This is a genomic window from Flagellimonas allohymeniacidonis (genome assembly GCF_004296335.1).
Classification (GTDB): domain Bacteria; phylum Bacteroidota; class Bacteroidia; order Flavobacteriales; family Flavobacteriaceae; genus Flagellimonas; species Flagellimonas allohymeniacidonis.
Map to the genome: position 1 here is coordinate 130,393 of NZ_SGIU01000001.1, position 21,799 is coordinate 152,191.

Sequence of the window (21,799 nt, forward strand, 5' to 3'; positions counted from 1 at the left end):
CACTTTATTTTCATGTTAATAAAACTACAAACTCTTTGTGGTTTTGCGCTGTGACTACTATCTTTTAAAGAAAATTCAACCGATAATTCTCGAAAAATCAGTGCTATGAAAAAGACATCTCCTTTTCTTTCGAACGCTATCTTGTTATCTTTTTTACTTCTGTGCACAACTATGATGGCCCAAAAGCATGGCCCAAATTCTGAAGAAGATTTTGGGAACGACTTTAATTTCCAGCAAACAGCGCTTGACTCGTTATTGCTATGGCAAGAACAGGTGGTTCTCCATACGAACAAGGAGTTGGTATTGCCCAAGGATTTTATCTTTTTTAAGGCCTATGTGCTAACGGGCCCAAAGCATGTGAGGGTTAGTAGCAGTGCTGTCCTAAAGGTTGAACTATTGGACGCCAAGGGGAACTTGGTAAAAAGCCAGTATCATAAAATTGAGGAAGGCACCAGCAATGGCTCATTTGAAATTCCAAAAAAATTAAGGGAAGGAGACTACTACTTTAGAGCCTACACGCGATGGATGCTGAACTATGGCCCAGACTATTTTGCTACAAAAAAAGTAAGGATTGGTTCACTCCGTGATCAGGTCAAAACTACATTGATTGTTGATGAAAAGGCCCTTATTTTTCCTGAAGGAGGGAATTTGGTTTCTGGACTGAACAATAGAGTTGCGGTTAAATTAGATGATTTTGATCACCGGGATTTGCCTGTGGTCAATTCCAATAATGAGGAGGTAGCTTTTGTAAAGCACTATGGAAATGGTCTTGGCACTTTTTTGATCAAGCCAAAAAAGGGTGAGCAATATGCAATCAAAATCAGCGAAAATCAAAAGATTCCACTACCGGAGTTACAGGATATGGGATATACCATTCAAATGAACAATTTGAATAGCGAAAGTCTATTGGTTAGAATAGAAGCTTCTTCCGAATTGAAAGGTGAGTCATTGGTTCTTAAAGGCAAAGCTGGAGGTGTAAGCTATTTTGAAAAGAATGTTGACTTTAATGATCGCAATGTACTTGAAATCACTATTCCAAAGGAAAATATTCCAAAAGGGATAGGCTATTTGCAATTGGAGGATGAGTTTGGACAAATTTGGGCAAAACGACCCTTGTACCATGAAGGTAAAGAGCTTCAAATTCGATTGGAAGGCACTTCACAGGAGGGAGAAAAAAGTATTTTGGAGGTGAAAGTGACCGATACAGAAGGTAATCCGGTGCTAACAGAACTTTCAGTTGCTTTGGGAGCCCAGAGGAGAATCGACAAGGGCAACAAGGGAATCTCGTCATCGGGGATGAGCCTTCGAAACCAGAGGTATCTTAACGATTTATTGGTGCTCACCGGGCAGTCTTCTAAACTTTTTGTTGGAAATGTGACCAATGAACTGCCCTCAGAGATTCGCTATGATTTTCAAAATGGGTTGGATTTTTATGGACAAGCCTACGATTTGGACAAATCCTTGTTGATGAATTCAAAAATTCAGGTATTGATTTTGACGGAGGATGAGGCTATTGCCCAAGAAGTAGAGACCAACTCAGAGGGATTGTTTAAATTATCTGGACTCTCAATTGATGGAGAGGTAAAAATAGTGTTCAGAACCGTTGGGGAGGAAAGCAAAACAAAATTGGTTCAGGTGATTCCCTTTGAGTATGAAACTCCTCCCTTGTTCAAATCCAACCGGGAAAATGTTATCACCAGGGTTGACAACCGAAAGGCCAAGCAATCGAATCAAAGAAAGAAAGCGGTTGATTTCTTGTCGGGAGATAAAACAGAAGATGAACTCATAGCTTTAGATGGGGTTACTTTGATTGAGAAAAAGGGATATCAAAAGTTAACACCTTCCATATACAACCTCGAACCCAGCAGGGTGATGTTTCAAGATTATGAAAAACCCAAAACCATTCCACAACTCTTTTTGGGAATAGCTGGGGTTTATGTTACCGGTCTTGGGGATTTGAATCCAGAAGTAACCTTGTTACAGGCTGCCGGGGTAGGACCCGTACTTTGGGTTTTGGATGGTATGCCTTTGATTCAGCCGACATCATTGGTAGATATCATTAATCTGGTGAATTATCGCGATGTGGAAAGAATTGAAATTTTTTATGGGGCCAAGGCAGCCATTTATGGAACCCGGGCGGCCGGTGGAGCAATAATCATATACACGCGAAATGGATCAGATGAGAACCATATCGCACGAAAGTTGGCTCAACTGAGCTATGAAGGGTATCATAATTCCATGGATTTTGAAGCGTATGAGCAAACTGTTCCCAAGAAAATTCTCAAAGCAGAAGGTATTCCTACAACAGTTTACTGGAATCCTGTGTTAAAGACGGATGAAAATGGTAAGGCCTTCATTCAATTTGATACCCCTAAGGACATTGATACCTATTATCTTGATGTGCGGGGTATAACCGAGGACGGAAAAAGGGGAGCAGTGAAAACGGTTTGGTCCTTCTGAAAACCTGTAAATCATAATTGACAATCTACTATTAGTCCATTTGGTTTAGGGCTAGGGCCATACGCTCTTTGGATTTTTTTTACGATATGAGACCGCGCAAATAAATCAAAAAATAGTTGCGATCTTACGAATGAAAAGGTACATTTGCATCCGCATTTTCAGAATGTAAGTTCTTAAGATTGTTAGGAGAGGTGCCGGAGTGGTAACGGAGCAGATTGCTAATCTGTCGGCGGGTAACTGTCGCCTGGGTTCGAGTCCCAGTCTCTCCGCTTTTTTTCTCTTTTTCGGGGTGTAGCGTAGCCCGGTTATCGCGCCTGCTTTGGGAGCAGGAGGTCGCAGGTTCGAATCCTGCCACCCCGACCAAATTTATAAACCCTTGATAATCAATTATTTATCAAGGGTTTATTTTTTAGTTTCATCGCAAAAAAGATTCCATTTGGCACTATTTAACACCATTTGGCGCTAAATCCAAGTTTGGAGGTGTCCAAATCGGGAGTCCTTTCAGGGCACTTATTTTTGGTGTATATTGTGTAGAAATTTAAGCAGCTATTTGGCTTTCGTCTGTAAAACAAAATATATGAGCAGCCGAGCCACGTTATCAATAAATTTCTTTCCAAGAAAGCGGAAAAAAGATTCCGAGAAATCCACTATTTATTGTCGAATCACGGTAAATGGGGAACGTCTGGAGTTCAGCCTCCAGCGGAAACTTCAATGCCATCTATGGGATAATGCCCGTAAAAGGGGAATGGGGCGTTCAAGCCTTGTGAAATCACTGAACAGCTATTTGGACCAAGTGTATTTTGGGCTCCTTGAGGCGCATCGGGAATTGCTCAGGGAAGGGGAGAGGGTAACCCCATTGGCCATTAAATCACGTTATATGCATACTGGGGAGAATGGCAAGACCCTGAAGGACCTTATTGGCTATCACAACGGAACCATGCACACCTCCATAAAGGCCGGGACTAGAAAGAACTATTATAGCACGGAAAGGTGCATCGACCTATTTCTCAAAGAAGAACATAAATTACGCGACATACCACTTAGGGAACTTGATTACAAGTTTATCCTGGACTTTGAGCAATACTTGAGAAAATACAGACCATCCACCAAGAGCATATGCAACAACAATGGGGCCATGAAGCATATGGAGCGGTTGAAGAAGATATCAAGGCTGGGGGTAAGGCTCGGTTGGTTGGAAAGCGACCCGTTTTCGAATTTTAAGCTCAGGTTTGAAAGGGCCAACAGTGATTTCCTCACTGAAGAAGAGCTCGAACGTATCGAGAAGAAAAACTTTGGATTGGAGAGCATCGACAGAACCAAGGACATATTCATGTTCGCCTGTTATACCGGTCTATCCTATATCGATGTCAAGACCCTGACCGAGAACAGTTTGATTAGGGATATGGATGGGAATTACTGGTTATATCTGGACAGGGCAAAAACGGGAGAAAGCCTCAACATCCCATTACTTCCGGAGGCTCAGGACATCATTCAGAAGTATAACGGTGCAAATAGAGGCAATAAAGGCTTGTTTCCCATGCAGAGCAACCTAAAAGATGAACTCAAACCTGAAACTGATCAGTAGGGCCTGCAAAATTGATAAGCGAGTGACCTTTCATACCGCCAGACATACTTTTGCCACCACGTTGACCCTGTCAAATGGGGTGCCCATAGAGACCGTATCAAAATTATTGGGCCATTCGAAGATCAAGACGACCCAGGTCTATGCCAAAGTGTTGGACAAAAAGGTAGTGAACGATATAAGAAAATTGAGGAAAAGGCTTAAAGAGAAAAGACAGGACAGAAACAGGTAAAATCTTAATTGATCAATTCTTTTAGTTCATCTATTAATTCTCCAATGTTCTCCTGGATTATTGTCCACATGATTTCGTAATCAATTCCAAAGTATTCGTGAATGATTCGATTCCTGAATCCAGTAATCCTTTGCCATTCAATTTGTGGATGTGCACTTTGAAAGTCTGGGTCTATTCTGTTGGCCGCCTCTCCAATAATCTCAAAGTTGCGGGCGACCGCATCGATGACCATTTCATCGTCCAAAAATGATTCGTAATTAAGGTCAGAGGTATATTTCAAGATTTTTTCTGCTCCCTCAAGCATATCCAATAGTAAAAGGGAGTTATCTCTTTTAGACATAGATTAAATCTTGTTCAATTGATTTAAGGTATCTTTTTTTGATTCCCTTTTTTGAAACAAGGTCAACTTTTACCCCAAACAATTTTTCCAACTCATTGGCAAGATCGATAAATCGAACCCCAATCCTATCGTTGAATTCCACCAGAATATCCAAATCACTGCCTTCATCTTCCTCATTTCTGGCAAATGAACCAAAGATGGCCAAAGACTTAATATGGTAGGAATGGAATAAATTACTCCTATTGCCTTCCAATGTCGATTTTATCTCACTGAGTGATTTCATAATACTAAGTTAATCAAAAAACCTGCCAGTGTTATATTTTTCAATTTGCACCCAGTTTTCAATTGGTTTTAGTCAAGGATTTTAGAATAGTTACTTTCCCATAAATATGAGCCCAGTCAAGTGGTTAAACTTCTCTTAATAATGTAATTTCTCGGGTGGTTTTGCGTCAAATATACCGTGTAAATAGGGGTGCAAGTTGCATCCATCACAACCTAAGGAAAAAAGAAGTAAAGATGAAAGATACAAAGAGAAATAGTAATAAGAGCAGCGGAATTATCGATAGGTTACTTAACCGCCATGAAAGCTGGAGGAATTACCGAAGGCATACAGGACTAAAATTAATACGCTTTTCTTAAAAGCAACAAGTATTTAAAAAGGAGGGCTTTGGCCCTCTTTTAGTTTTACATTGCTTATTTAAACTTTTTGATTTTATTTCTAAGCTTTTTTATGACTATCCCATGAGGTGTAGTTCTACCTTCAAGACTGTCTTTTCTACTTCTTTTTAGAGCTAATTTCACTTCTACCTCTTTGATCGTTTTCATCGTTTTTTTGAACTTTGAATTAACTCAGTTCTTGGTTATGTGTTGGTAAGTTCTAGGCAATTAATTATTGTCCTTTTTTATCATGCCCAACTTTGAAATTGTATATGAATTATCTTCAAAATGGATTTCATTTTTAACCAAACTTCATCAACGATATTAAAATGACGCGTATTATCCATGTTTTTTAATTCTAGGAAACCGTACATTGTGAGTCCTCTTGTTTGAGCTATTTCTTTACTCAGGTAATTAATAATATTCGCATTTTCTAATTCAAAATACTTCTTTATTCTCTTACTTGGTTCTTGTTTATGCAACTCTTCTTCAAAGGATAAAATATATTCGTTGAGAGCGACTTCATTACCATTTTCAAGTCTAATTATCATTTGATTCGGCTCTATTTTGGACAATTCAGTATTTCTATCAACATAATCAAATTCAATATTTGATATTTTTGGTCTTTTACGTTTTATTTTAAAATTTAGGACCATTTCAGCTATAGGGAAGTTGGTTTCTTTTGCTTCCGTTTCATCTAACTCTCTTAGTTCAACAAGACCTATGTTTTTCTGTTTAGCGAAGGATTTTCCATCTTCCGTATATCCTCTTTTTGAAACTATTACTCCCTTATCTATGTTAGTGTCATCGATAATTGAAGCAACTTTCATTACAACATCTTTGTTTATCTTTTTCTCCCAGTATTTACATTCGATTGCTGTCTGATAATCATGAATTCCATCACTATGAGTCGTCAAAACATCTATTTGATGAGAAACGTTTGAGTTCCCTTTTACTTTAAAAGACTTTCCATATCCAATTATCTTTACTCCAGCTTCTCTCCCTAATTCTTCATAGATATACTTAGTAATATTTTCGTATTCTTTCCAATCCATTCTAATACCACCAGTTCTTTTTGAAGTTTAATGCTTTCTGACTGTTTACAGTCAACATAGGAATATAGTTCTTAATGTCTACATATCTCCTGTTTGCTAAACTAATTTAAGCAAATACTAAAGGGAAATAAGGGGAGCTTTACAATCGTTTAATTATACTTTTGGGTCGACGTAATATTCGCGAAGTACCATAAAAGATTGGTTTTATGGGAAAAATGAAATTGTCATTTTAAAAGATAGTCAATATTCGGTGCTCCGCTGTTGGAACGGAATCCCTTTGAAACTATTTGGTTAAGACAACTTTCTCATGAAAATAACAACACTATAACTGCCATTATGAAATTCTTCAATAGTTCTGAAGCTCTCCTAATAACCAACTGGTTTTATAAAAGAATGGTTCATTGGAACCATAATCTGGCTATTTTCACTTTTCCATCAACTTTGATAACAGCTGCACTGACAAAAACTACAAAAATTATTGCTCCCAGAACGACCAATGTAGGGGATAGTGAGTGATAAAAGAATCTACTTAGCCCAAATCCCGTAATACTGCCATAGAGCACCACAGAGTGCAATACATAAATGGGTAAGGTATTTTGTCCGATTCTTAAGAGCGGCTTGTTTTTAAAGAAGTGGCGAAACAGCATAAATAAAGCGAAAACAAATAACACAATTCCTAAGCGGGCAAAGAGAAAAGCATTTTGTAAAGCGTCTTGAAAAAATTGTAATCCGGTCAATTCTTTAATGTCTCTAATGATTTCATAGGAATTGGCAACCAAAACAAATCCCATACAAACAATGGTAATAATTGCATACCTGTAAAAATTGGGTCTTTTATGGTAGTTCGCGAATATTACGGCTAAAAAGCTCCCGAAGGAAACAAACCCAAACCATGGTGCTATTGTAAAGACCGAACCATTCGCCTTTGTAAAATAGTTGGAGAAAAAATCGGGAATTAAAGAATAATCCCATTGTTCGTAACTGGATTTGAAAGCAAACAACAGGATTGTCATAGAACACAAAAACAATGAAAAAACTGTTTTTTTTAGTTTGAAGAAAACCAGATAGACCACTAAGATCAATATGATGGACAAACCAAGACATTGAAGGACATGTACTATGTCATAAGAGTTATTGATGGATCCTTTATATACACTGGAGAGGCGAATTTGCAACAAATATCCTATGACCATCAACTGAACACCTCTTACAAAACCTTTCTTAACGCGAGGGTTGGAAAAGCCTTGATGATAATCCCTAACTAGTAAGAAAGTAAAGATGAAGCCTGAAACGGTAAAAAACAAGGGCGCGGTAATCCCACGCAAATAACTCCATATAGAAAAAATCAGATTACCCTTGTCCCGATATACGTCAGCCAATAGCGCTGCCACGAAATGACCTTGTAACATCATTAAAATTGCCCCGGTTCTAATGGCGTCTATGAAATAAAGTCTTTCTGTTTCCTCCTTTTTTTTCATAGTAGTCTTTCAAGTTCTTATAGACTAAATGCGTTTGAGGACGAAGCTACATTTATTATCCCCAATACAATAATAGAATCAATAAAAGATTAATCTTGAAAAACCTCGAAGAGGTCAACCCAGGCCATGTGGATAGGGCTTAATAGTGAAGGTTTTCAAGATAGGAGTCTCTTCCAAATACTGTGTTGTCTTAATTGACATGGTAATAGGACTAATCAATAAAGAGGAATGGATTCCTTTAAGATGTTCATTTTTCTAACCAAAATAATCCAGAAATCCGTTAATAGAATCCAATTTTTCTTGGTTTCCATTCTTAGATATACTACAAAAGAAATATGGTTGCATTCCACCCACATTTTCGAATGAATTTGAATCGGTATTAAAAAGCCAGGCACTTGGCTTGGCTTAATCATCAATCAAAAAACGAAACTTGGAAACTATCCTAGTTCCCTAAATTCCTCTATGGTAAAGAAGTCTTGGTCGGTGTTGTCGATAAAGTAAATGCCCTCTTTTTCAAATAACTGTAGGGAATTATCCTCCACCTTGATCGCAAAGCCTTTGTCAGTAGCAACAACCTTGAGCCTCAAGAATTCATTCTTGAGGCTCTAAGTCCACTAAAAATACTTGACTTTATCCACCAATCGGCATCAAGGGATGTACTTCGATGGTAGTTCGGATATCGTTGAAAATCGGATTCTTCTTTGCGATGGCCACGGCTTGGTCCATGTCTTTTGCATTGATATGAAAAAAACCGGCAACGAGTTCCTTGCTTTCATTGAACGGGCCATCCTTTAAAGTATCGTTGCTGCCCGTAACGACCCTACTACCTGTCTTTTCTACTGGATTTGCAGCCTTAATAACCCCATCTTTCATAAGCTCACCTATGTAGGCTCCGCCATGTTCCATATGTGCCTGTAATTCTTCAGGAGATAGGTCTGTCCAAACGCAACCATCTGTTTTGATGATCAATAAAAATTCTTTCATTATATATTTCATTTATAGTTTCTAATTGTGCATTCCACTATCTTCATAACAATTTGGAAATCAGTATAGGGACACACTTTTCTCAGTTTTTAAAATTGAAGTTTTCAAGTCGCTTTTTCAATGTTTCTTTTTCAATCTTCAATGGCGCCAATTCAATGGCTTTCTCCATCATGGCTACCGCTTGTTTGTTCCTTTTCAGTTTAAAGAGAAATTCACCGAATATGGAATAGTAAAGATGATGGGATCGTATCGCTTTGTGATTTTTAATGTTCTCCAATTCTTCGATTCCTTTTTCTATAGAATGTACTTTTGATATGATAATGGCACGATTCATTAAAACGATAGGCGAGTTTTCTATTTGAAGCAACTTATCGTAAAGCGTCAAGACGCTCTTCCAGTTGGTGGATTCAAAATCTTTGGCCATGCAATAGTAAGCAGAAACGGAAGCCATCAGGTGGTACTTTGAAACGTACTTATGGTGTGATTTACCCAGGTTCACAAACCCTTTTTCCATAATGTTCAGGTCCCATAATCTCCTATCTTGATCCTCCAATCTTACTATTTGCCCATTGGCGTCCTGCCTTGCGTTGAATCTTGAGGTATTTAACTGCATCAATGCCTTAAGGGCATAAACATTGGCTTTTTCAGCGACAAAATCTGTGTTCAATAAAATGTCGGTAAGGCGGATGGCCTCTTCGCACAGTTCCCTACGGATGATTGATTTGCCTTTTGAAGCGCTGTAGCCCTCGTTGAATATCAAATAAATGGTTTCCAAGACGGTCTCCAACCTTTCATTGATATCCATTTTAGAAGGCACATCAAAAGAAATGTTGTCATCCCTTATCTTCTTTCGTGCCCGTACCAGACGTTTGTTAACACTTTCTGGACTCGTAAAAAATGCTTTGGCTATTTCTGAAATGCTAAATCCGCAAAGCGTTTTTAATGTCAATGCAATTTGGGAATCTATTGACAAGAGGGGATTGCAGCATAAAAACATCATTCGAAGTTGGTCATCTTCAATATTTTTTGGTGAAAATATTTCATCAACCAAAATTTCTTCCCTTGGTATCGGCCTATGGTGTTTTGAGGATATATAGGCCTGCTTTATTTTTTCCCTCTTCAATATATTCAACGCCTTATTCTTGGCCACACGATATAGCCAGGCGTTGGGATTATCGGGAATGCCCCGGTAGGTCCAGGTACTGATGGCCGCTATAATCGTCTCCTGCACCAGATCTTCGGCCAAGTTGAGTTTTTCAGCACCAAAATACCTTGTTAAAACCGATATCATTTTTCCAGACTCGTGCCTAAAGAAATGCTCAATAAGGCTATTGATTTTTTCTTGGTTTTTCATTTTACAGAACCTCGGAGAATAACCATCTCGAAGCGGTTATTTCGTTTTGTGGCCTTATACCCAATCAATTACTATTTTCCATCAGTTTTTTTATATGGGAATCATTGGGATATTCTTTCAGGAACATGTTTCCCAGTAACATGGCCGGTCTGGTATGGCCCGACTCATACATGGCCATTATGTAAAGCCTCCTCATGTCTCTATGGTCACTGTTCCACATGGGTACCATACCCCTAGGGTCGAGTAACACATTTTCAATTTGATATTCTGACTCTCCAGTTATGGTCTCTTTGCTTTCTGTTCCCGAGGAAACATGTTTATAATTATTTCCTTGTGTATCAGTGATTTCGATTTCGATGGGGTAGTCGACCGTTCCGGCTTTGACCAAATCAAAGGTATACCTCCATATACTGTCATGGGCTTCATTTTTCAGCCCTGTTATGTTATATTCAATTATGGCGTTTCCCTTATTCCATTGATCTATGAACCTGCTTGCACCCTCCCATCCCCCTTGGACCAAAATGTTCTTAAAGTCTGGTTCATAAAAGGTCTTGTCACCAAACTCTTGAAGGATTTTCTTTTGGACCTTCAGAAAGGCATCAATTCCGATTTGATTGGCAATCAGATACAGTCCGGTCGCAGCTTTACCATGGGAGATATAACTGTTATAATCAAATTCCAAATTTTGTTGTGCCGCACTGTTCAATCCAAGCTCTTGTTCATAATTCGATACTACTGCGACCAAGTATCTCTTGAGCATTTTGGATTGTGAGGAAGGGTCTGTCCACAGTCTTTCGAACGGAATGTTTCGTTTTTCGGAGACGTAGAGTTGGTCAATCCAGATACCATTCGCCAACATTAAATGCCCCAAATTATCCTGGGCATCGGTCTGAACATGATAACCCCAATAGTAGTGGCCCAATTCATGTGATGTTATCCACTGGAGGAAGGCTTCAGATAAATTTCCCCTATGAATATAAAACATATTTTCAGATGGAAAACCGCCCCTCCATCTAGGATGCCCCATAGCGATACCTAAGTACTTTTTGGGAAAGAAACCATATTTTTTGGTAAACCAGTCAATGGCATCAACTACAACATCGGCTACCGTTTCATATTGTTTCTGATATTTTGGGTCACAGATATAGGTCAACTCCACCTCATCAACCGTGACGGTCTTTTTAATAAAGTTCTTCCCCACATTTAGCGCAAAATATTCTATGTTTTCCGCAAAATGGAATGTGGTAATGGAGCCGTTGTCCTTTGATTCCCCATCCCTTTTCCGGCCAGATGTCAATACGGTGATGTTGTCAGGATAGGTAAGCTCTAAGCCGAAGTCTTTTTGAAAGTTCCGACTTTTATCAATATAGATATCTGGATACCATGAATTGTTGCTATTATTGGATGGAAATACTGCATAGCCCATAGACTTGGTCCAACTTTTGGCATGGGCCAAGTCTATGCCGTATTCAATGGTCAACTTTCTTGTTCCTTTTGGAACGGAGAGCCAACCGTTACCTTTTTGCAGCACCACACCTTGGTCATCAATTACCAATTTAGAAACCTTGATGGCTGAACCAAGGGAATCTTTTCCGGCAGCATCTAAGAACAGTTCAATATCTGCCCCTTTTGTATCGCCAATAAATTCAATTTCAAATTTGGCCTCCAATTGAAGTTCGCTGTTGATCTCGGCATTGAGTTTGTATGTGATGTTTTGGGCACATATAGATTGATATGCACAGCCAATCGATAGGATTATGATGTTCAATATTTTCATTGTTCTAAAGTGGTTTTTCATAAAGTCAGAACTGTTCTGAAGTATATTTTAACCCAAAAAATGATACAGCGTATTTTTGATTGTATGGTCATATCTCATTGTTCAAAATGACCGTACCCGGAAACTTTCAAGATCTGGTAAGGGTCTTTGATTTCCAAAAGATCTACAATCGCCCGTTCTTTGTCAATAGTGTTTTGGTAGTATCCCTTAGCAATTTTATACCCTATGAAATAAGATAAATCTGAAGGCCACCCAATAGCTTTCTTTTTAGCATCCACACCGGCTATCCAGTTTTTGTGGTTTGTTATTTCAAGATTTTGTTTGAATTCTTCCCAGATTTCCCTTTCATATTTTTCACCATATATTCTGTAATCCAGCTCCACGTTGGGTGGTCCTAAAACAAGTTCGGTAAGAAAGTCGGCGCCACCCTCCATAATGGTGGCTCCCAATAAACTTCTGTGTGAGGTATTTTGATAGGTATGCATGAGCTCATGAATTAAAACAAAAGACAGGAAATCCACTCCTTTTGTTATGGACTGCCTATAATCTGGTAAGGTATGTACAGGGGTATTTTCATCAACCACGTTTTCAAGCCCAATTAGCGAACCATTCATACTTACCGTTCCAAAAGATGTGTGGCAGCCCATAAGAAAATAAGTATCCGCAAATGTGGCTTTGGGGATAAGTTGCTGTACTTTTTTTAGATGATTTGGATAGCTAGAAAGTGTATTTAAGGCCTTTTTATTTGCCTCTCTAATGCCATCATAATAAGGACGATGAGTTTCTACAAACTCGGTAAATTGATCGATACCGCCCTGTCTCATTTTAAGGAATGTGAAATCTTGAAGTCCTTTGGAACCCTTTATAAAGTACTCCTTCAAATAAATCTCCCGCTTCTCGCCAAGACTGTCCTTGACCTTGGCCAAATCATAGGCCCTCCAAAAATTGTCGATGTCAGACGTCACTATTTTGATATCATCAATGTTACCGTGGGTATCTCTATAGTGTTTTTCATTTTTTCGAATGGCAGTTTTCAACTTTTCCCAATCCGCATGCTCAGCCAACCCATTAAATGGTGGTGTCTGCATTTGACTGAAATCGCGAAAACCCTTATCTACTATTCTGAATGAAAGATTCATCGCCCCATCCAACAAGTTCAATTGCATGCTGTGATATATGGCCTCGGAAAAGGCCTGTCTGGGTTCAAAACCATATTCCGCAGCTTTAACGAAATTGTTGATTGCCCCTAAGGTGTCCTTCTTTTTTAAATGCTCCTTTGCGGTTTCATAAGCTTCAAATGCTTTATCAAAATCCACACGATTTTTACTAGTGTGATTTGGTTTGACATCTTTCTTGCAAGATGCCGTAAAAAGGACAAGTAGGATCGCGATGTAGAATATTGATTTTCTGTTTTTAAGGTGTATCATAATTATATCGGCTGGGTTTAAACAAAAAAATGAGAACGGCACAATGAAATTTTAGAAATTTGGCCAACCTTAAATTGATAATATTCAGTTGTGGACGCTTTACTCTCAATTGATACTATTTCTTTATTGATAATGACAAATAAGTTGTTTAAATAGGGACACCAAATTTTATTAAAGGTTACATCCCGATAAATGTTCCTATGGATTCACTGAAAATCAGTCCTTCTGCGAAATGTGATTTGAAGAAAACAATTTGAGGTTTTGCTGTATCCCTTAAGTGGGGACTACATCCTTACAAAGAAAATCTAAATTCACTTTGTAAATTATTACATTCTTCTTTACGTAGTTATTGTGTAGTTTTCCCTAAAAAAGATAAGACTTCAATGGTTGGTTTATTTCTGCCTTTTTGAGTTGAGAGTTACTTATAATGATTCACCAGATTTTGAAAAAAAATCCCTTAATACCTTCGTTTTAAGAGACTTTGGATATTTTAAGGAGTAACAAACGTTTGTTTCAAAGCTCCTTGAACAAGGTATCGACATTTGTTCATTCTAAGCATTTCTTTTTAAGCAAATGGTTAAATGCCTACTTTAGTTAGTAAACCAACCGCTATGAAAACTTTGCGACTATTTTTCCTTTCCCTATTTAGTTGTTTCATTTTAAAAATCCAGGCGCAGGAAAATAAAACACTTGATAGCATCCTACAAGCATATCAAAAACAACCCAACGACACAACAAAAGTATTTCTAGGTAATCTGCTATGCAAAGAACTAACGTATACCTCCCCCCAGGAGGCCTACAGATATGCCAATGAAATGGTCAGTATTTCCAAAGAGTTGGACTACAAACAGGGGATGGCCATGGGTAACTATGCACTTGGACTGTATTTTCGCAATCGCCACCAGATTGACTCTGCTGAATATTCCTTCAAAAAATCCCTTCAATTCTATACCGAAAACAATGATATCCGTGGTGCTATGTCAAACAACACGCAATTGGCCGATCTTAACATTCAAAAAACCGATTACGTGCAGGCGATGTCCTATCTTGACCAGAACATTGAATTATACGATAATAGGGCATTTCTTCCCAATGTTAAAAAGTCTGATTTTAAGTATATAGGAAGTACCTACCATACAATTTCCACGGTATATTACAACAAAGGATTGCTTCAACTATCGTTGAAACACCAATTAAGAGCGCTAAAACTATATAAGAAATATGCGGAGGAAATTTATGTTGCCGATGCATTGAATGGTCTTGGAACCCTTGAAAGCGATCTTGGGAATACAGCCCAAGCAATAAGGTACTATGAACAGGCATTGAAGATTTATCAAAAATTGGGAGATGTAAACTTTACTTGTTTAACCCTAGAGAATCTGGGAAATAGCTTAAAAACCCTCGGCAGACATACAGAAGCATTTGACAGTTATTTTAAAGCCTTGAAAATTAGCAAGGAAAATAAATATTCGTTATCGGAAGCAACCATTCATAATGGACTTGGCAGGAACTATTTGGCGGTGGATGACACTAAAAATGCGCTCAAGCATTTTGAACAATCATTACAATTGTTCAAAGAAATGAAATATCCAGCCGCTATCCAGTATACGTACTCTGGATTTGGGGAATTTTATTATAAGACCAATGATCCAGAATCATCTGTTTTTTACTTTACAAAAGGAATAGTCATAGCCGACTCCACTCAGTCTATAAAAAGCGCACTGCACTTGTACAAAAAGAGGTCCGAATCCTTTCAAGAAATTGGAAAATATAAAGAAGGACTTGATGATTATATGATGTACAGTGCATTAAAGGACAGTGTTTTCAATGAAACCAAGTCTCAGCAAATAGAGGAACTCCGAATTATTTACGATACTGAAAAAAAAGAACAGGAAATTGCTCTTTTGGAACAAAAAGCGGAAATAAGCAATCTGCAAAAACTACTCTTAAGATTGGGGCTTGGTCTGTCATTGTTCATTTTTGGACTGGGCTACTATGCACTGCGCCAAAAAATGAAGCGCAATAAACTGGAAAAAGAACATGTAGATGCACAGCTAGCCTTTAAAAAGAAGGAATTGACCACCCAAGCGCTTCTTTTGGCCAAGAAGAATGAAACCTTGGAAAGCTTAAAACAAAAAGCCGAAGAAATAAAATCTGCAAAAGACAAAAAAGGCATCTCTCAACTCGTTAATACCATCAATTTTGATTTGCAAGATGATAACAATTGGGAAAATTTTGCACGTTATTTTGAAGAAGTGCATAGAGATTTCAACACTACTATTAAATCAAAATTTCCTGATGTTAGCTCTAATGAACTCCGTTTAATGGCACTTTTAAAAATGAACCTTTCCACTAAAGAAATAGCCAATATCCTCAATATATCCCACGAAGGTGTAAGAAAGGCCTACTACCGATTACGTAAAAAATTGGGCTTAACCCCAGACGAATCGCTTAGAGATTTTGTGATTACCCTATAAGTAAGCTTGGTCGACTGTCCCTATTTTGGCTCACTTTTTTTAAAGGTGTCCTCATTTTGTCCGCACGACTTTTTTTAATCCTCAAATTTGGTGCTCTAGGTTTGTAGTGCCATCAGAATTCTATATGGAATCCTGGCAATCGTTTTGTGGTCTTGCTCGGTTTGGTACTGCAGACCAGTACCGGGCAGGTCGCACAAAACTGATTTAAAGTTTAATCCACAAAACAAAACGTGATGAAAACAACAAACAGATTATCAATTGGATTTTTTCTTGTTGCGATCATTCTTACAGGTTTAGCCTGCAGTAAGGATGATTCCACTGATGATGAAGCTACCGATCCGGAAATATCCGGTCCCGAAGGAGAAATTGAATATTATCCAGGAATTTCAACAAACGATATCGAGGAATACAAAGGAGATATTGGTTTAGTGTTCGATACCCGAAGATTTAAACAAAAAGGGTATAACACCCATAATGCGAAAATAACCGTTGATGCAACTCATAACAGTTTTTCCAAAACCATTGGTATCAATGAATATACCAACATTGCACAGTTATCTTTTAAGATAGACTCTTTAACTCAAGAAGCCTCTTCGGAGCTCAAAGAAGGGGTTCGTGTAGAATTGGAGATTCACAGCGATGACATGGGCAGTGTTATGTATTCTGAAGTTTATCCAAAATTATCTTTCAAAGAAAATGGTACCAGGGTTGATGTAGGCCCAGAGGATATTGAAGATACAAATGATTGGAACTCTTTTGGAAGTGACACCTCGTATTTTTTAAATTTATTTAAATATGACGGTTCCACTGGTCCTGGTGTCGTTCAAGCTACAGATCAACAGGGTGAAGCATTGGACATATTTACCGAAAAAGATTTGGCCATTAGTACAAAACTCAGTCAACAATTCAGGTTTCAGGCGCATCCAACTAAAGCGGACACTTATTATATCTTTTCGGCGAAGTCAAATAATTATATAGGTGTTTTACCTAATCCAGATCCTTTTAAACCTAAAACTTTTTTCTCCTATAGTCTTAGAGAATCCAATCTAAAGTACCCCCTATCTCCGGAAGAACTTACGCGTTCCGCATCGGATGCGCTTTCCAGTTTTGAATTTGTCATCAAAAAGGTTGAAAGGGGAAAGTATTTGATCTATAGTAACGGTTTTGACCTGAAATTTCAGATAAAGGAACCTACTCTGTTTAATCCTGGTGGTGGGTTTAGCCTAGGCCCTTTTACAGAGCTTTCCACAAAACAAACCGCATATTTTAGAATTTTATCCATGAACATTGATTGGGACATCCGACCAAACGGAATAATTCAGGAAAAACCCATACTCCCTCCGGCAACAACAAAATTTGCCTTTAATAGCACTCTTGTGAACTGCACTTCAAGTACCATAAGTACTGAGGCAGGGCGTGAAGAAAAATTGACCGTAAAAAGCACCGTAGGATTTGAAGAAACATTATCTGTTTATACCACGGAAACTTCCCGAACCCCTTTATCGATTGGATTGGAGGCCGGGGCAACCTTTTTTGGGGTTCCCGGTTTGTTTTCAGATTTATTTTCAGTAGATATGGAAACATCTTTGCAGATAGGCTCTGAAGCAACATATTCTGAGCAAATGGAAAAAAGTAAGGAAGAAACTTATTTTTCAAAACGTGAAATACCCGTTTTGCCAGGAAAAGCATCTTTGGTGTATGACAGTTATCAAACGTACTCCAATATTGAAATTCCGTTTGTGCAACGTTTTACAATAACAGGAAAGGATAAGACAAGTAATACTTTGCTCAGTGGAAAAGAATTAGAGACACAAATCAGTATAAGTCCGTTTGATGGAGTTGTCACAAATATCGAGGATAATTTTATAGAAGTAAGTATCAGAGGCACATCTTTCATAGAGAATGTCGCAGATAGTTTTAGTGTTGCTCGCGAGGTGTCTTGGGATTGTGAAAACTAAAACACAAACATTAGTTAAAAGCAAAAGCCCTGACAAGTTCATCAAGGCTTTTCGATTGTTCAAATTTCACCTGCGGAAGGTGCTTTAAGCAATCCAATAAAACGGCAGATTGATAGGACTATTTGGAAGTTACGATTGATTACTTTAAAACGTTCTTTTTATGGGACAATTGATAGTTTACAAATAACAGCTTTTAATATTTTTCACGGTAGTGTCCAAGTTCAAGTGACTTGAGTATTCGTGCTGCCGCCTCAGGGGTAATGTCCCGTTGCGGACTGGCCAACATTTCATAGCCTACCATAAATTTTTTTACTGTGGCAGAACGAAGAAGGGGCGGGTAAAATGACATATGTATATGCCATTCCGGATGCTCATTGCCATCGGTTGGCGACTGATGAATCCCTGCTGAATATGGAAAAGACACCCCAAAGAGGTTGTCGTACATTATTGTTAGTCTTTTGTAGGCATCTGAAAGTGACGTTCTTTCGTTTTCAGTCAACCCAAGAATGTTGGTGATATGTCGTTTGCTGATGATCATGGCTTCAAAGGGCCAAATAGCCCAGAAAGGAACTAGTCCTACAAAGTGTTCATTCTCAAAAAGTATTCGCTCTTTAATTAAAAGCTCTTTCTCTACATAATCCTGTAGCAAAGACCTTTTGTATTTTTCGAAATATTTCAGCAAATGTTTTCCTTTCTTTTTGGGGTTATCAGGAATGGATTCTTGTGCCCAAATCTGTCCATGGGGATGCGGGTTTGAACAGCCCATCATTTCCCCTTTGTTTTCGAAGATTTGTACGTGGTTTATAAAATCGAGACTTCCCAGCTCCAGATATTCTTTTACCCAGAGGTCAATCACTTTTTTGATTGACGCAAGGTCCATTTCGGGTATGGTAAGATTATGGCGAGGCGAAAAACAGATGACTTTGCATAGACCGCGCTCGCTTTTTGCGACAAACAACGAATCCTCTTCCTTACTTCCGGTCGGAATTTCTGGGAGCAAGGCAGAAAAGTCATTAACGAAGGAAAAGGTGTCCTGATAATCGGGATTTTGTATTCCGTTGGCCCGCGTATTGCCCGGGCAGAGAAAACATTTCGAATCATACCGTGGTCTTGAAGACTCGGTAACCTCCTCTACCTGCCCTTGCCAAGGTCTCTTTGACCGATGTGGTGATACCTGCACCCATTCACCGGTCAGTGGATTATATCTACGATGTGGGTGGTTTTCAAGATTGAATTGTTCCATATGGCCCTTGGTTTATAAGATGAGTGCCGTTTTGTAAACTCACTTTATAACACTCCAACTTTATTTTAAATTCTTCAAAATAGGCTTCTTCAAATTGTTCGATTACATCGTTGATGTGGGCTTCTTTCACAAGATTTATGGTACAGCCTCCAAAACCCCCTCCCATCATTCGCGCTCCAGCTATAAAGTTGTTCTTACGTGCCAATGCGACAAGAAAATCCAATTCTTCACAACTTACCTCATACTTTTCAGATAGTCCTTTGTGGGACTTGAATAAAAGAGACCCCAAGTACTGTATGTCCCCTTCAGTAAGCGCTGAACTTGCTTCAAGAACCCGGTTGTTTTCCTCAATCACATACATGCAGCGTTCAAAAATTACTTCTAAAAATTGCCCTTTCGATTGCTCCAACATTTTAATACTGACATCTCTCAGACCTTTCACTTCAGGGTGTTTTTTTTGCAAGGCTCTGATTCCTGTCTCACATTCCAATCTACGTTGGTTATATTGGGATTCCGCCAGAGAATGCTTCACCTTTGAATTGCACAGAAGAATCTGGTAACCTTCAATGGCCCACGGAAAATATTTATAGCCCAAAGACCTGCAATCCAGTTGGATCACATGAGCCTTCCTTCCCATGACACTTGCAAATTGGTCCATAATGCCGCAGCGAACACCTACAAAGCTATGTTCGGCTTGTTGTCCGGCTTTGATTATCTGTAACTTCTTTAGTTTTAATTTGAAAAGATGATTCAATGCGAATCCAACACCACTTTCCAATGCGGCGGAGGAGGACAATCCGGCACCGATAGGGATATCGCCTCCAAAAACCACATCAAATCCTAAAATGTTACACTTGACCTTTTGTATTTCATTGACCACCCCTAAAATATAATTTGCCCATGGTATGGAAATCGGTCGGATTTCATCCAAATCTACCACGGCTTCCTCCTTCAAATCCAACGAATACATTCTAATAATGTTCCGATGATTTTTGGCAAAGGCCATATAAATTCCTTTATCAATTGCACCGGGCATAACAAATCCGCCAGTATAATCGGTATGTTCACCGATCAGATTGATTCTACCTGGAGAAAATAACAATGCAAAGCGTCTTCCATAGTGTTCTTTGAACGTATTTTGTATTCGCTGTATAAGTTCTTTTTGATACTGCATTCCAACTATTGTGCAAAGTATATATAAATGAAAATGACAAGAGCGGATATGGATATGCCTATAGTGGTAACATATTTCCAAGGTGATATTTCAACATCACCGGTATAGTTTTGCTCGAAAGCTATTTTTCTTGGATAAAATCTCCCGATGGTCAACATGATTATTACGTTTAGCACAAATAAAAATGCCATGACATGCAAAAAATGTGGGAATTGGTCCTGCATAATCGTACTGTCAAGAACAACATAGGCTAGGTATAACAATGCTCCGGAAATTATAGCAATTTTGGCCGCAATAGCCGGTACTCTTTTGGTAAGATATCCCACGACGATGATGGTCAAAATGGGAATACTGTAGCAACCGTTAACCTGTTGAAGATAGCCGTAGAGTCCTTCAGGAGCGTTGGCAATAAAGGGAGCTATAAGCATTGCAAGAAGAGCCAGAAAAACACCGAAAACCTTACCAGCCTTTACAGTTTGAAGTTCTGATGCCTTTTTGTTGATATACTCTTTGTAGATATCAATTCCAAAGAGGGTGACCGAGCTATTGAGTGCACTATTAAAAGAACTCAATATGGCCCCAAACAGAACGGCGGCAAAGAACCCTACAAAAGACAAGGGCAACACTTTGCTGACCAAAGCTGGGTAGGCTTCATCTGGGTTTACCAATGTATCACCAAACATATGGAAGGCGATTATCCCGGGAAGCACGACAATCAATGGACCCAAAATCTTTATAAAAGAGGCCAAGAGCAATCCTTTTTGACCTTCTTTCAAGTTTTTTGCACCGAGAGCTCTTTGGATGATTGCCTGGTTTGTACCCCAGTAGAACAATTGGACCAGCATCAAACCCGTAAAAATAGTACCGAAAGGCACCGAGGCCTCGCTTGAACCTATGGAATTGAATTTTTCTGAATGCTCTTTAAACAATATTGACAGCCCGTTGCCAACATTCCCATCTCCAATTTCCAGTAGTCCGTAGATGGGAATCAAGATGCCCCCCACGAGTAGTCCAATGGCATTGATGGTATCTGACACCGCAACGGCTTTTAGTCCACCAAAGATGGCATAAAGTGAGCCTACTATACCGATGCCGAATACACATATCCAAATGGAGGCGGTTTTTGATACATTCAATAACTGAGGCACATCAAACATGGTGCTGATGGCCAAGGAACCTGAGTAGAGAACTATCGGTAAAAGAACTACGACATAGCCAGTCAAGAATAGTCCAGAGGTAATTGCTTTTGTAGTCTTATCGTATCTCCTTTCCAGAAATTGTGGCACTGTGGTGATTCCGCCCTTCAAGTATCTTGGAAGGAGGAAAACGGCGGTGATTACCATGGCTATGGCAGCAAGGGTTTCCCAGGCCATTACCAAAATGCCTTCTGTGAATGCTTGGCCGTTCAGCCCTACTATTTGTTCGGTTGAGAGATTAGTCAAAAGCAAAGAACCAGCAATTACAACTCCCGTAAGGCTTCTACCTCCTAGGAAATAACCATCCGAAGACTTTTCATCCGTTTTTAGAGTAGAAATGTAGGAAATAACACCTACCAGCAATGTGAAACCCAAAAAGGAAACTATACCCATAATTGTTTTTGT

General features: G+C 38.8%; 17 protein-coding genes and 2 tRNA genes. 7 read left to right on the plus strand and 12 right to left on the minus strand.

The window, feature by feature from the left end; all coding sequences use genetic code 11:
- The first annotated feature begins 105 nt into the window (after positions 1-105).
- The 5 genes from EW142_RS00595 to EW142_RS00615 all read left to right on the plus strand — a co-directional run bounded on the left by EW142_RS00595 (position 106) and on the right by EW142_RS00615 (position 4,274).
- Entirely contained in the window at positions 106-2,460 is a 2,355-nt protein-coding gene (locus EW142_RS00595) for a TonB-dependent receptor (RefSeq protein WP_130608184.1), read from the plus strand.
- A gap of 185 nt (positions 2,461-2,645) precedes the next feature.
- Positions 2,646-2,729, plus strand: a tRNA-Ser gene (locus EW142_RS00600).
- 16 nt (positions 2,730-2,745) lie between these two features.
- Positions 2,746-2,823, plus strand: a tRNA-Pro gene (locus EW142_RS00605).
- A gap of 214 nt (positions 2,824-3,037) precedes the next feature.
- On the plus strand, positions 3,038-4,045 hold the full coding sequence (locus EW142_RS00610; RefSeq protein WP_130608187.1) for a site-specific integrase: 1,008 nt from the start codon (positions 3,038-3,040) through the stop codon (positions 4,043-4,045).
- The gene (locus tag EW142_RS00615) at positions 4,017-4,274 is read left to right on the plus strand and encodes a tyrosine-type recombinase/integrase (protein ID WP_130608190.1); all 258 of its coding nucleotides are present in this window, start codon (positions 4,017-4,019) and stop codon (positions 4,272-4,274) included. Before EW142_RS00610 ends, EW142_RS00615 begins: the two co-directional genes overlap by 29 nt.
- A gap of 4 nt (positions 4,275-4,278) precedes the next feature.
- On the opposite strand, the gene EW142_RS00620 is transcribed toward EW142_RS00615, so the two are convergent.
- From EW142_RS00620 to EW142_RS00655, 9 genes are all read right to left on the minus strand, one after another.
- Positions 4,279-4,614 carry a HepT-like ribonuclease domain-containing protein gene (locus EW142_RS00620; protein WP_130608193.1) on the minus strand — a complete coding sequence of 112 codons (336 nt, stop codon included), beginning with the start codon at positions 4,612-4,614 and terminating at the stop codon, positions 4,279-4,281.
- Positions 4,607-4,897: a nucleotidyltransferase family protein gene (locus EW142_RS00625; protein WP_130608196.1), complete on the minus strand. Its 291-nt coding sequence runs from the start codon at positions 4,895-4,897 to the stop codon at positions 4,607-4,609. The genes EW142_RS00620 and EW142_RS00625 overlap by 8 nt, the downstream gene beginning before the upstream one ends.
- 622 nt (positions 4,898-5,519) lie before the next feature.
- Complete coding sequence (locus tag EW142_RS00630) at positions 5,520-6,326, minus strand: restriction endonuclease (RefSeq protein WP_130608199.1); 807 nt, start codon at positions 6,324-6,326, stop codon at positions 5,520-5,522.
- 398 nt (positions 6,327-6,724) lie between these two features.
- A complete protein-coding gene (locus EW142_RS00635; RefSeq protein ID WP_130608202.1) occupies positions 6,725-7,804 on the minus strand; it encodes a heparan-alpha-glucosaminide N-acetyltransferase domain-containing protein in 1,080 nt (359 codons plus the stop codon).
- A gap of 437 nt (positions 7,805-8,241) precedes the next feature.
- Positions 8,242-8,391, minus strand: a complete 150-nt coding sequence (locus EW142_RS16615; RefSeq protein ID WP_165395189.1) for a hypothetical protein — start codon at positions 8,389-8,391, stop codon at positions 8,242-8,244.
- Between the two features lie 43 nt (positions 8,392-8,434).
- The gene (locus tag EW142_RS00640; protein ID WP_165395190.1) at positions 8,435-8,788 is read right to left on the minus strand and encodes a YciI family protein; all 354 of its coding nucleotides are present in this window, start codon (positions 8,786-8,788) and stop codon (positions 8,435-8,437) included.
- An 82-nt stretch (positions 8,789-8,870) separates the two neighbouring features.
- The gene (locus tag EW142_RS00645) at positions 8,871-10,142 is read right to left on the minus strand and encodes an RNA polymerase sigma factor (protein WP_130608208.1); all 1,272 of its coding nucleotides are present in this window, start codon (positions 10,140-10,142) and stop codon (positions 8,871-8,873) included.
- Between the two features lie 64 nt (positions 10,143-10,206).
- On the minus strand, positions 10,207-11,919 hold the full coding sequence (locus EW142_RS00650; protein ID WP_130608211.1) for a gluzincin family metallopeptidase: 1,713 nt from the start codon (positions 11,917-11,919) through the stop codon (positions 10,207-10,209).
- Between the two features lie 95 nt (positions 11,920-12,014).
- The gene (locus EW142_RS00655; protein WP_130608214.1) at positions 12,015-13,346 is read right to left on the minus strand and encodes a DUF2268 domain-containing putative Zn-dependent protease; all 1,332 of its coding nucleotides are present in this window, start codon (positions 13,344-13,346) and stop codon (positions 12,015-12,017) included.
- A 611-nt stretch (positions 13,347-13,957) separates the two neighbouring features.
- Between EW142_RS00655 and EW142_RS00660 the strand changes: the two genes are divergently transcribed.
- On the plus strand, positions 13,958-15,823 hold the full coding sequence (locus EW142_RS00660) for a tetratricopeptide repeat protein (protein ID WP_165395191.1): 1,866 nt from the start codon (positions 13,958-13,960) through the stop codon (positions 15,821-15,823).
- A gap of 233 nt (positions 15,824-16,056) precedes the next feature.
- Positions 16,057-17,781 (plus strand): hypothetical protein, encoded by a 1,725-nt coding sequence (locus tag EW142_RS00665; protein WP_130608220.1) that lies wholly within the window; start codon positions 16,057-16,059, stop codon positions 17,779-17,781.
- Positions 17,782-17,974: 193 nt separating this feature from the next.
- Here the strand turns inward: EW142_RS00665 and EW142_RS00670 are convergent, their stop codons facing one another.
- Genes EW142_RS00670 through EW142_RS00680 form a run of 3 tightly spaced genes read right to left on the minus strand, consistent with a single transcriptional unit; the run spans position 17,975 to position 21,787 of the window.
- Positions 17,975-19,024 (minus strand): UDP-glucose--hexose-1-phosphate uridylyltransferase, encoded by a 1,050-nt coding sequence (locus EW142_RS00670; protein WP_130608223.1) that lies wholly within the window; start codon positions 19,022-19,024, stop codon positions 17,975-17,977.
- Positions 19,005-20,198 carry a galactokinase gene (gene galK, locus EW142_RS00675; RefSeq protein WP_130608226.1) on the minus strand — a complete coding sequence of 398 codons (1,194 nt, stop codon included), beginning with the start codon at positions 20,196-20,198 and terminating at the stop codon, positions 19,005-19,007. The genes EW142_RS00670 and galK overlap by 20 nt, the downstream gene beginning before the upstream one ends.
- 5 nt (positions 20,199-20,203) lie before the next feature.
- Positions 20,204-21,787: a solute:sodium symporter family transporter gene (locus EW142_RS00680; protein ID WP_130608229.1), complete on the minus strand. Its 1,584-nt coding sequence runs from the start codon at positions 21,785-21,787 to the stop codon at positions 20,204-20,206.
- Between the last annotated feature and the right edge of the window lie 12 nt (positions 21,788-21,799).